We start from the raw sequence: 12,012 nt of genomic DNA on the forward strand, positions 1-12,012 counted from the left end.
GCTGAGCATAGACGCGGGCCTGCGCAGGCGGGGGCGCGTACATCACCGGTTGACCAGCCATGGATTGGCCCGGCATCGGCTGCATCTGAGGCTGCATGGGTCGGCCGGGTGCCTGCATCGGCTGTCCCTGCATAGGCGGTTGGTTCTGCGGCGGCATGGGTCGGCCCGGCGCTGGGGGCCGATTCTGTCCCTGCATGGGCGGCTGCTGCGGCCGCGACCCGCCGGGTTGCTGCTGGTTCGGCTGCTGCGACCCCTGTGGTCGCGGCCGGAACCGATCATGATTCTGCGGTTGCCCCTGCTGCGGATTGTGTGGCTGCGGCGGAGGGACCTGGCCCTGAGGCGGCATCTGTCCCTGTGCCGGGGGCACGTTCGGGTTCGGTGGGCCCTGCACCTGGGGCGGCTGCGGTCTCTGCGAACCGGGACCGTTCTGTGCCGACATAGTCTGTCCTTCTGCGATGGGGGAATTTCCGCTCACCTCAGTCTAGAGTCCCAGCCCGCCGTGAACGGCCCCGCCGTGTATCCGTCCAGCAACACTTCAGCCGACTGCCACGTTCTTCAAACGACGTCCCCCGCCCCACTCAAGCATTTTCGACTGTGGATGGACGCAGTTTCGTCGACTCTGTGTCGGCCGGGGAACCAGACGGCCGTCAGACCGCCCCTGCACCCACGACCGTCGCCCGACGGTCGGCATCGCCCACCACACGCACCCGACGCGGCCGTTCCTCCCCGGGGCCACTCCCCTCCCTGCAGCGACCAGCACCTCCCCCACTCACACGTCAGAACCTGTGGACGCTCAAAGCAGTATCCACAGCCCCTCAATCAGCCCTAGATGACCAGCCAGCGCCCAATGTCGAATCGGTCCATGACTACTCTCAGAATCGCATCGCTGCGCACCGCGCTGCTCCTCACCGTCCTCACAATCGCTTCGCTCATCGGGCTGGGACCGGCCATGGCCGCGGGACCGCCGGTCGGCCTCGGCGAGGTTCCGGTGCACACCGCACCCAACGCCTACGGTCCGGGCATCTGGCACCATGCGAAACAGGGCAAGACCTGGTACGGCTCCTACCGGACCTTCCCTGACACCTCCGCCTACTGCATCGATGCGGGCAAGAAGTCTCCGCTGCCGAAGTACTTCAAGAATGCGAAGGCCGACACGGTCACCTCGGCTCGCACAGCGTGGGCACTGCACGAATATGCCGGCTCGACGTCGAAAGATGTGCAGGCCGCGTTGAGCGCGATGGCCCGACTCGACAAGGCGCTCCCCCACGATCACAAGGTGCCGCCGCAGAAGCCGGCCGATCTGGGCAAAAAGTTCGCGGCGGCCGCGAAGAAGCACTCGACGATCCTCGCCGAGGCCAAGAAGTTGGCCGGTCCCTACACCCTCGACATCAGACTCGAGCCGGTCATGCGCATGCCCGTGCTCGAACCCTATGCCGCCCCGGAATCCACCACTTCTCCTGACTCCTGGGCCTCCGACAAAACTGACAAGCCGAAGGTCCTCGGTACTCCCACCGATGAGGCGACGCTGACGGTGTCCCTGCTCAGCGCCTCAGGTGCACAGGTCCCCGACGTTCCTGTCACACTCAAGACCACCGGCACTGCGAAAGCCCCGACGACTGTGACCACGGGGAAAGAACCCGTGACCACGACACTGCAGGCGAGCGCCCCCGGCACTCTGTCCGTGACCGCCTCGGCGAAGGTCGCCCCGCAGACCGTGCGCGTCTTCGAACCGACGTCCGGCACTCGGGTACAGCGAGTCATCACCCCGGACACCCCCGATTCCGTCACGGACAAGGCGTCACTGGAGCTGAGTTCCCAGCCGAAGGTGACCACCGAGATCTCCGACCAGACACCGACACCGGGTGAGACGGTCACCGACGAATTCACCGTCTCCGGCCTCATCGGCGACCACACCGTCACCGTCGAACACACCCTGTGGCAGACCGCGACGGCACCGAGGCAGGGCATCAAGAACGATGACGCTCGCGAAATCGGATCCGTGACCTCGAAGAATGTCGGCAACGGCACCCACACATCCGACGAGATCACCGTGCCCGAGGACTTCCGCGGCTGGCTGTACTTCACCGAGACGATCGCCGGGGACAAGGCAACGAAGGAATGGAAGGGAATCCACGGCCAACCCCGTGAGACGGGGTTCGCCCCGTGGACTCCGACCGCCGACACCGAGGCAGTGCTCGAGGGGACATCTACCCACGACGAGGTGGCCGTGACCGGACTGCGGCCGGGTTCCGAAGCCGTCCTCACCATCACCGCCTACCACGTGGAGACCGAGCCCGCGCAGTCGAAAAAGCCCGACGGCACCGAGCTGTCCGTGCAGGACTTCACCGTCAACGCCGACGAGAACGGCCGCGTCGAGATCGACACGGAGCCGATCGACATGCCCGTCGGCTGGGTCACCTATGTGACGGCGATCGAGGGCAGCGACGTCAACAAGGCGTGGACGAGCGACTGGGGCGTTCCCGCCGAGACCGTGCACCGCCCACCCGAGGAGAAGCCGTCGACTCCCCCGGAAGAACCCAGCACGCCGCCGGAGGAGCCAAGCACCCCTCCGGCTCCCCCGGAACAGCCGGAGAATCCTGAGGCCCCGGAGAAACCCGAATCTCCTCCGGTCGAACCGGTCGCGGAAACTCCCGAGACCCCCGCATCTCCGGCGGCCCCGGCACCATCCGGTGAGCTGCCCCGCACCGGCACGACAGGCAACGGGATGCTCATCGGCCTGGGCATCGTCCTCGTCGGACTCGGCTCGACGATCCTGTTGATCTCCGGCAGCCGCCGCGAGACGGACTGAGAAGTGAGCTCAGGGGTGTTCTCCGCCGATCGTGCCGGCGAGAACACCCCCGGCTCGCAAGACCGCCGCCCCACGCAACGCCAGATCGTCCAGTCTGTCGTCGAGTGCGGCGAGCATCGAGCTCGTATCACCGAGCCCTCGCACCACTGCCAAAGCTTCGCGGATCTCGTGAATGCCGTACCCTCCGGACCGCAGCGCGGCAGTGATCCTTGCATCTCTGATCGCTCCGAACCGATAGAGACGCGCGGTTCGAGCTCCGGAGCCCACCCGGTGCGGGGTAGTCAGTCCCTCCGATTCCCAGTATCGCAACGTGGATGCACGCACGCCCACCGCCTCAGCAAGTTCGGTGATCGTCATCGATTCGTCGGTCGTCTCGCGCCCATGCTCGCCGGCAGTTTCAGCTTCTGACTGGATCGAGAGCAGCATCGAGCGTGCTGCAACGACCTGACGTCGATGCTCGTCCACTTCAGTCACTTTGCCGGTGAGAAGGGCGAGCGCCTCACGGGGATCGAGCCGCGGAAGTTCGGTCATCACCGATCGGGCCGCAACAGGACCGACGGCGAAAGCAAGATCACGGTATGCGGACAATGCACTGACATGCACGTCTGAATACCGCCGGTAGCCATTGTCCTCCCGAGCGGCTGCGGGAATGACACCGCGGGATTCGAGCTGACGGATCTGCTGCACCGAATACCCGCTGAGCGAAGCCACGTCCGCAGTGCGCAGAGTGATCACCTCCCGACAAAAACCCGACATAAGCACTTCAAGTGCACACTTGAACCATGAGTATGCACGAGATCATCGACCGTTTCCACACTCTCGACGGACTGCTCCACATCGCTCCCGAGGCCGGCGGCCCGTACCCCGAGCTGACCTGGGGAGACCACTTCTTCTATTTCGCTCCCGACGGAGAAGTGCTTGCGAACACTCAGCCGTTCGCCACCATCATCACCAAGGACTACCCCGACGACACGGCCTCCGAGCTCTCGGCTCCCGATCGCTGGAGGCTCAATCTCCACATCGGGCGTGCCCGGTTCTCCGCACTCTTCGGCGAGCCCGGCCCCGACGTCGACGCGAACGCGGACACCCCGGGTCAGCAGTCCGTCACAGACGCAATCCACCCCCACCCGCTGTATCGCAGGCAGGGGTGGGTAGCGGTCGTGAATCCAGGCTCACGCACTGAGAAGCAGGTCGACGAACTCCTCATCGCCGCCCACGATGATGCCCGGCACCGCTGGGAGCGAGCTCAGTCCTGAACCCAAGTGTCGGCCCAGGCGCGGGCGCCGTTCATCATCAGACCGACGTCGGCGCCGACAAGGACGAAGGACGCTCCGGCTTCCAGGTACTTCCGTGCCTGCTCGGGGTCGAAGGCGTTGACACCGACGGGTTTGCCGGCGGCCTTCACTGCTTCGAAGGTCCGAGCCACCGCATCGGTGACGTCCGGATGGGTCTGCTGACCGAGCAGCCCCATCGACGCAGCCAGGTCGGAGGGCCCGACGAAGATCTGGTCGATTCCGTCGACCGCGGCGATCTCAGCGGCGTTGTCCACCGCGGTCGCCGATTCGATCTGCACCGTCAGGGACACGAACTCATCGGCGCGCCACAGGTACCCGTCCACGGCGTTCCACCGGGAGGCCCTGGCCAGGGCCGAACCGACCCCGCGCACACCCTTCGGCGGATAATGGACGGCCGCCACAGCCGCCTCGGCGTCGGATTTCGTATCGACCATCGGCACGAGCAGATTCTGCGCGCCGAGGTCGAGGTGCTGCTTGATGAGCACCGTGTCGTTGACCGGCACCCGCACGACGGGGGTCGCCGGGTAGCCGTTCATCGCGCGCAGCAGACTCGTCGTCGTCTCGAGTCCGATCGGGGAATGCTCGGCGTCGATGAGCACCCACTGCATTCCCGAGGCGGCGGCGATCTCGGCGGCCACGGGCGAACCCGAGCACACCCACATCCCGGCCAGGTACTCCCCGTCGCCGAGGCCGGCCACCCGGTCGGCGAAGGTCTGCGGAAGCTCTACTCGAAACGGCATGTGATGACTCCCAGCTCTCCGTAGTCGGCGTGCACGGTGTCGCCGGGATGCACCCACATGGGGCGGGTGAACGACCCGGCGAGCACGGTCTCTCCGGCTTGCAACACATCTCCGTGCTCGGCGAGCTTGTTTGCCAACCACACGATTCCGCGGGCCGGATGGTCGAGGACGGCGGCGGCGACTCCGGAGTCCTCGATCGTCTCATTGCGGTAGAGCAGGGCGTTCACGCGACGCAGGTCGACGGCATCGACGGCAACGGGACGGCCGCCGAGGACCATCGCCCCCAGTGCCGCATTGTCCGAGATCGTGTCGACGATCGTGCGGCCCTCCATCTCGATGCGCGAGGACAGCACCTCGAGTGCGGGGACGACGTATTCGGTGGCCCGGAGGACGTCGAAGAGACTGACGTCGGGTCCGCGCAGTTCGTCGCGCAGCACGAAGGCGAGTTCGACCTCGATGCGTACGCCCGAATACTGCGAATGGTCGATCACGGACCCGGTGTCATAGACCTGATCGGCGAAGATCGCTCCGTAGTCGGGTTCGGTGATGCCGGTGGCCTGCTGCATCGGCTTCGAGGTCAGTCCGATCTTGTGACCATAGAGTCGACGACCGGCGGCTTCACCGCGACGGCGCCATTCGTTCTGCACCGCATAGGAGTCCTCGACCGTCATGTCCGGATACTTCGCGGTGAGCAGACCGATCTTCGACCGCGTCCGCTCCGCCTGAGCGAGATCGTCGGCGATGGCCGCGATCGTTGCCTCATCGAGCATGTGGATTCCTTTCAGAGCTGGTTGCCCAGCTTGCCCTCATTCTCATCCGCGCGGGTGTAGGAGAACCCGTCGGCACCGATCGTCACAGCCATCTCCGAATCGTCCGTGCGGGCATGCACGGGCTGCGGGTTGCCGTCGAGATCGAGGACGAGGGAGGCATCTGTGTACCAGGACGGCACGACGGGGTTGCCCCACCAGTCGCGGCGCTGATTGTCGTGGACGTCCCACGTGATGACCGGGTTGTCCGGGTCGCCGGTGTAGTAGTCCTGCGTGTACACCTCGACGCGGTGGCCATCGGGGTCGCGCAGGTAGAGGTAGAACGCGTTCGAGACGCCGTGGCGGCCGGGTCCGCGTTCGATCGAGTCGGATCGGCGCAGGGCCCCGAGCTTGTCGCAGATGGAGAGGATGTTGTGCTTCTCATGCGTGGCGAAGCAGACATGGTGCATGCGCGGTCCGTCGCCGCCGGTCATCGCTGTGTCGTGGACGGTGGCCTTGCGGCGCATCCACGCGGCATAGACCGTGCCTTCCTCGTCCTGGATGTCCTCCGTGACACGGAAGCCGAGGTCCTGCATGTACTTCACCGCGCGCGGCACATCCGGGGTGACCTGGTTGAAGTGGTCGAGGCGGACGAGTTCGCCGGGGATGTGCAGGTCGTAGCGCCACGACATGCGTTCGACGTGATCGGACTGGTAGAAGAACTCGTACGGGAAGCCGAGCGGGTCGACCACGCGCACGGAGTCGCCCACGCCCTTGACGAACCCGTCGGGGTTGCGACGGACATCGCAGTCGAGTTCGGTGTAGAACGCCACAGCTTTGTCGAGCTCTTCCGGGCTGCGCACCCGGTAGGAGAACGCAGCCACGGCGGCGACCTCGCCCTTGCGCAGGACGAGGTTGTGGTGGATGAACTCCTCCGTCGAGCGCAGGTAGAGCGTGTTCTCGTCCTCTTCGGTGACATAGAGTCCCAGCACGTCGACGTAGAACTCCCGCGACGCGGCGAGGTCTGTGACGACGAGTTCCATGTAGGCGCAGCGGAGGATGTCGGGCGGGCCCGCCTGCGGAGTGGCGATGGGGTTGTCGGTGGCGATGCCCGTCTCCTGGCTGACGAAATAGCCGGCAGAGGTCCGGGTCATATCGGTGCGTTTGGTCATGGCTGCTTCACTGCTTTCCGAAGACGGGGTTGTGGACCTCGCCGAGGTTGATGTGCACGGACTGCTGTTCCGTGTAGAAGTCGATCGACCGGTAGCCGCCCTCGTGGCCGAGTCCCGAGGCCTTGACGCCGCCGAAGGGGGTGCGCAGGTCGCGGACGTTGTTCGAGTTCAGCCACACCATTCCCGACTCCACGGCCTGGGAGAAGTTGTGGGCGCGCTTGAGGTCCGAGGTCCAGATATAGGCGGCCAGACCGTACTTCGTATTGTTCGCCAACTCCAGGGCCTCCTCGTCGGAGGAGAACGGGGTGATCGCAACGACGGGGCCGAAGATCTCCTCCTGGAAGATCCGCGCGTCGGGCTTCACATCGGCGAACACGGTCGGCTGGACGAAGTTTCCGGTCTCGAATCCTTCGGGGCGTCCGCCGCCGGCGACGAGGCGGGCCTCGGACTTGCCGATCTCGACGTAGGACATGACCTTCTCATAGTGCTCGGGGTGGACGAGCGCAGCCACCTCGGTGGCGGGATCCGACGGCAGACCGACCTTCACGCGCTTGGCCTGGGCGGCGTAGCGCTCGACGAATTCGTCGTAGATCGACTGCTCGACGAGGATGCGCGAACCGGCGGTGCAGCGCTCCCCGTTGAGGGAGAAGACACCGAAGATCGTGGCGTTGACGGCAGCCTCGATGTCCGCATCGGCGAAGATCACAGCCGGGGACTTTCCGCCGAGCTCCATCGACAGGCCCTTGAGCCAGGGGGCGGCATTGGCGAAGATCGTCTGGCCGGTCTTCGACTCACCGGTGAAGGAGATGAGCGGCACGTCGGGGTGCTTGACGAGCGAGTCGCCGGCGAAGCCCTCCTCGCCGAAGCCGTTGACCATGTTGAACACACCGGTGGGCAGGCCGGCCTCTTCGAAGATGCCCGGCCACAGGGAGGCCGAGAGCGGGGTGAACTCTGCGGGCTTGAGCACGACGGTGTTGCCGGTCGCGATCGCCGGTCCCAGCTTCCAGGACTCGAGCATGAACGGGGTGTTCCACGGGGTGATGAGTCCGGCCACGCCGATGGGCTTGCGGTTGACGTAGTTCGCCTGGCGGCCGGGGACCTTGAAGGCGTCGTCGACCTGGGCGACGATGAGGTCGGCGAAGAAACGGAAGTTCTCCGCCGCGCGCGCCGCCTGGCCCTTGGCCTGGGTGATCGGCAGTCCGGAATCGAAGGACTCCATGGCGGCGAGTTCGTCCTTGCGGGATTCGACGATATCGGCGATCTTGTTGAGGATGCGGGCACGCTCACGCGGGAGCATCCGCGGCCATGGGCCCTCATCGAAGGCCGTCTTCGCCGCTGCGACGGCGGCTTCGATATCGGCCTTCTTGCCCGAGGCGGCCTTGATGTAGGGCTCGTTCGTCACCGGGTTGAGGACATCGAATTCGTCTCCGTCGATGGAGTCGACGAATTCTCCGCCGATGTAGTGGCGGATCTTCTCCGGCATATCTGCCGGCGGGGTGGTGGACTGTGTCATGACTTGTCCTTTCGTGAATCTGTCTGCAAATCCGTGGTTGGGGCTGTGGTCGTCTGGGAGTTCTGGAAGCTGTGCAGAGTGGCCGAGCGGTGCTCGCGCACGGCCCGTTCGACCTCCTGCGCCGAGGCGCGAGCCCGGATGAGGGCGACGATGCGGGAGTGTTCCTCCACCGACTCGAGCGCCCGTTCGGGGACGAAGGAGAACGTCGAATCCCGCAGGTGGTTGAGCCGGTCCCACTCGAGTTCGACGAGGGTGCACAGCCGCTCGTTCGGGCAGCGCCGGTAGAGCATTTCGTGGAACTCGTGGTTGAGCCGGGTGAACTCGGCCGGCTCGAAATCATCGAGCAGAGCCCGCATCCGATCGTTGATCTGCTCCGCGGCATCGAGATCATCGGCACCGAGGTGGCCCTGTGCTTGGGCGACGGCCGCGGCCTCGAGGATCGCAACCGTTTCCATCGACTGGGTGTAGGACCCTTGGTCGACCATGGCCACACGAGCCCCGACATTGCGCTCGAAGGTCACGAGCCCGTCGGCTTCCAGGCGGCGGATGGCCTCGCGCACCGGCACCACTGAGGTGTCGAGTTCGAGTGCGATCTGCGCAAGCACGAGCTTGTGCCCGGGCTGATAGGTCTGGTCGGCGACGCGTTCGCGGATCCACCGATAGGCGGTCTCGGCCTTGCTCAGGGACGCAGTCGCAGTCACCGTGAGGCCTTCCACTCGTCGAATTTCGCCTTCCATTCGCCCTTGGGCGGGAAGAGCTCTTCGATCGGATTGCCGGCGGCGACCTGTTTGGCCACCCAGCCGTCCTCGATCTCCTTCGCCAGTGCCGCGTCGACGACTTCCTCGACGAGGTCACGAGGGATGACGATAGCTCCGTCGTCATCGGCGACGATGACATCGCCGGGCAGGACGGTGGCATTTCCGCAGGCCACAGCCACGTCCGATTCCCACGGCACGTGCTTGCGGCCGAGCACGGCGGGATGCTTCGCGGTGGAGAACACGGGCAGGATCTCGGCCACCTCGGCGGAGTCACGGACTCCCCCGTCGGTGACGACGCCGGCGGCGCCGAGCGACTTCGCACGCAGGGCGAGGATGTCACCGAGGGTGCCCGAACCGGATTCGCCGCGGGCCTCGATGACGACGACCTCGCCGGAGCGGATCGAGTCGAAGGCCTGCTTCTGGGCATTGAAACCGCCGCCGTGGGATTTGAACAGATCTTCGCGGTTGGGCACGAAGCGCAGCGTCTTCGCGGTGCCGACGATCTTCGCGCCCGGCTTCAGCGGGGCCACGCCTTCGATGACGACATTGTTGAGTCCGCGCGACCGCAGCTGAGCCGACAGGCCCGCGGTCGGAGCCTCGGTGAGTTTGGCGACGAGGTCATCGCCGAGTGCCGTCGCGGCAGTTTCATCGGCATCACCCTCCGGGGCGAGTCCGGCGGCTTCGCGTGAGCCCCAGGCGTCGACGGTGAGTGCTTCGTTCACTGCGGGCAGACTGCCGAGTTGCTCGTCGAAGTCCCCGGGGCCGTCGACGACTGTGGTGGTCAGTCGTCCGGAGCTCAGTTCTTCGCCGTTCGCCGAGGCGGCCGTGACCTCGACCTCGACCGTGTCGCCTGGGGCGACGACGGAGGATCCGGCAGGGGTGCCGGTGAGGATGACGTCGCCGGGCTCAAGGGTGAGGTGCTGGCTGAGGTCCGCGACGATGCGCGGGAGGGTGAAGATGAGCTGATCGGCTCGCGTGCCGTCGTCCTGGACGACCTCGCCGTTGACCCAGGTGCGCAGGCGCAGGGAGTCGGGGGCCGCCTCGGCGGCGGGGATGAGTTCGGGGCCCAGCGGGGTGTATCCGTCGCGGCTCTTCGAGCGCACGTTCGATCCCTTGTCCGGGGTCTTCATGTCGTAGAGGCCGAAGTCGTTCGACGCGGTCACGCCGGCGACATACGACCAGGCCTCGGCCTCGGTGACGTTGCGGGCGGCGGTGCCGATGACGATGGCGACCTCACCTTCGAAGGCGAGCAGCGAGGTGCCGGCGGGGCGTTCGATGGTCTGGCCGGTGGCGGCGACGGAGCTGGCCGCCTTGAGGAAGTATGACGGCTGGGCGGGGCGCTTTCCTCGTTGTGCCGCACGGGACTCGTAGGCCACATGAACGGCAATGATCTTGCCCGGACGGGTCGGAACACCTGCTGGAGTCGACATCGATCTCACACCTCATTTCGATTGGCTTCACCACAGATCGTATATGATACGGTTCCCGGGAACAAGTAATCCAGGCCACAGAGAACGTGGTCGGGACGCACGACAGGACACAGGAGTCATGGCAGCACAGAAGCACACTCAGACCCGGGTGGCATTCGCGACGATCGTCGGCACGAGCATCGAGTGGTACGACTATTTCCTCTACGCGGCGGCCTCGGGGCTGATCTTCAACGAGCTCTTCTTCGGCCCGCTCGGATCGACGCTCTCGACCATGGTCGCCTTCGCGACGGTCGGGATCAGCTTCCTCTTCCGCCCTTTGGGCGCATTCCTCGCCGGACATTTCGGTGACAAGCTCGGCCGCCGGGTGGTCCTCATCATCACCCTCATCGCCATGGGTGCCGCGACCGCGCTCATCGGCTTCCTGCCGACCTTCGAAACCGCGGGCGTCCTGGCTCCGATCCTGCTCATCGCACTGCGCATCGTCCAGGGAATCTCGGCCGGCGGAGAATGGGGCGGAGCCGTTCTGCTCGCCGTCGAACACGCTGATGAGAAGTCACGCGGACTGCGCGGTTCCTTCCCGCAGATCGGGGTGTCCATCGGCCTTCTGCTGTCCTCGGGCGTGCTCGCCCTGATGACCTCGATCGCCCCGGGCGATGCCTTCCTCGAATGGGGCTGGCGGGTGCCGTTCTTCCTCTCCATCGTGCTCGTCTTCGTCGGCTACTGGATCCGCCGCGGAGTCGAGGAATCCCCGGTCTTCCACGAGATCGCCGAGCGCAAGGAACAGGTCACGAACCCGCTGGGCAAGCTCATCAAGAGCCATTGGCTGCTCGTCATCCTCGCCTCCCTCGTGTTCATGGGCAACAACGCCGCCGGGTACATGACCACCGGCGGATACATCCAGAACTACGCCACAGATCCGACCGGACCCATCGGCCTCGAACGCGGTCCCGTGCTCTGGGCCGTCGCCGCCTCGGCGGTGTCCTGGCTGGTCTTCACGATCATCGCGGGAGCCGTCTCGGACAGGATCGGACGCCGGAACACCTACATCCTCGGCTGGATCCTCCTGTTCGCGGGTATCTTCTCTCTGTTCCCGCTGGTCAACACCGGCTCGGTGGGCATGCTCCTGCTCGGTCTCGTCGTCCTCACCGTCGGTCTGGGCTTCACCTACGGTCAGCAGCCGGCGATGTACGCCGAGCTGTTCCCCTCCAGCGTCCGCTTCTCCGGAGTCTCGGTCTCCTATGCGATCGGGTCGATCCTCGGCGGCGCCTTTGCTCCGACGATCGCAAAGGGTCTCGTGTCATCGACGGGAACGACCGCTTCGGTGGCAGTGTACCTGGGCGTCGTCGCCGTGCTCGCCCTCGCGGCAACCCTGCTGCTGCGTGATCGCACCGGCATTCCGCTGGGTCCAGACCACGAGGACGAGCAGTCAGTGAGCCCGATCATCGGGGTCGGGTCGCCGCAGCTGACCAGCGATGACGGTGACCGGCACCACCCCGCCGACACCAGATCGTATATGAACTGATAGCATTCAAACATCACGACGACGTGT

10 protein-coding genes are annotated in these 12,012 nt (G+C 65.7%); 3 read left to right on the plus strand and 7 right to left on the minus strand.

Annotation, left to right across the window (positions count from 1 at the left end; all coding sequences use genetic code 11):
* Positions 1 to 862: 862 nt before the first annotated feature.
* Positions 863 to 2,809 (plus strand): LPXTG cell wall anchor domain-containing protein, encoded by a 1,947-nt coding sequence (locus ACU4IU_RS04715; protein ID WP_446655986.1) that lies wholly within the window; start codon positions 863 to 865, stop codon positions 2,807 to 2,809.
* Between the two features lie 9 nt (positions 2,810 to 2,818).
* Here the strand turns inward: ACU4IU_RS04715 and ACU4IU_RS04720 are convergent, their stop codons facing one another.
* The gene (locus tag ACU4IU_RS04720; protein ID WP_376906402.1) at positions 2,819 to 3,544 is read right to left on the minus strand and encodes a MerR family transcriptional regulator; all 726 of its coding nucleotides are present in this window, start codon (positions 3,542 to 3,544) and stop codon (positions 2,819 to 2,821) included.
* Between the two features lie 47 nt (positions 3,545 to 3,591).
* Here ACU4IU_RS04720 and ACU4IU_RS04725 point away from each other — a divergent pair, with 47 nt between their 5' ends.
* Positions 3,592 to 4,065: a DUF6194 family protein gene (locus tag ACU4IU_RS04725; RefSeq protein ID WP_216657199.1), complete on the plus strand. Its 474-nt coding sequence runs from the start codon at positions 3,592 to 3,594 to the stop codon at positions 4,063 to 4,065.
* Here the strand turns inward: ACU4IU_RS04725 and ACU4IU_RS04730 are convergent.
* The 6 genes from ACU4IU_RS04730 to ACU4IU_RS04755 are packed head-to-tail and all read right to left on the minus strand — an operon-like array spanning position 4,056 to position 10,463.
* Complete coding sequence (locus ACU4IU_RS04730; RefSeq protein WP_446655987.1) at positions 4,056 to 4,844, minus strand: HpcH/HpaI aldolase family protein; 789 nt, start codon at positions 4,842 to 4,844, stop codon at positions 4,056 to 4,058. The two genes, ACU4IU_RS04725 and ACU4IU_RS04730, sit on opposite strands and share 10 nt — an antisense overlap.
* Positions 4,829 to 5,614, minus strand: a complete 786-nt coding sequence (locus ACU4IU_RS04735) for a fumarylacetoacetate hydrolase family protein (RefSeq protein WP_039207929.1) — start codon at positions 5,612 to 5,614, stop codon at positions 4,829 to 4,831. The genes ACU4IU_RS04730 and ACU4IU_RS04735 overlap by 16 nt, the downstream gene beginning before the upstream one ends.
* An 11-nt stretch (positions 5,615 to 5,625) precedes the next feature.
* Complete coding sequence (gene hpaD, locus ACU4IU_RS04740) at positions 5,626 to 6,762, minus strand: 3,4-dihydroxyphenylacetate 2,3-dioxygenase (protein WP_446655988.1); 1,137 nt, start codon at positions 6,760 to 6,762, stop codon at positions 5,626 to 5,628.
* Between the two features lie 7 nt (positions 6,763 to 6,769).
* Complete coding sequence (hpaE, locus tag ACU4IU_RS04745) at positions 6,770 to 8,275, minus strand: 5-carboxymethyl-2-hydroxymuconate semialdehyde dehydrogenase (RefSeq protein WP_446655989.1); 1,506 nt, start codon at positions 8,273 to 8,275, stop codon at positions 6,770 to 6,772.
* Positions 8,272 to 9,012 carry a GntR family transcriptional regulator gene (locus ACU4IU_RS04750; protein ID WP_139469271.1) on the minus strand — a complete coding sequence of 247 codons (741 nt, stop codon included), beginning with the start codon at positions 9,010 to 9,012 and terminating at the stop codon, positions 8,272 to 8,274. Before ACU4IU_RS04750 ends, hpaE begins: the two co-directional genes overlap by 4 nt.
* Entirely contained in the window at positions 8,973 to 10,463 is a 1,491-nt protein-coding gene (locus ACU4IU_RS04755) for a fumarylacetoacetate hydrolase family protein (RefSeq protein WP_259356978.1), read from the minus strand. Before ACU4IU_RS04755 ends, ACU4IU_RS04750 begins: the two co-directional genes overlap by 40 nt.
* A 118-nt stretch (positions 10,464 to 10,581) precedes the next feature.
* Between ACU4IU_RS04755 and ACU4IU_RS04760 the strand changes: the two genes are divergently transcribed.
* A complete protein-coding gene (locus ACU4IU_RS04760) occupies positions 10,582 to 11,985 on the plus strand; it encodes an MFS transporter (protein ID WP_446655990.1) in 1,404 nt (467 codons plus the stop codon).
* The last annotated feature ends 27 nt before the right edge of the window (positions 11,986 to 12,012 follow it).

The sequence above is a fragment of the Brevibacterium sp. CSND-B09 genome, assembly GCF_052906525.1.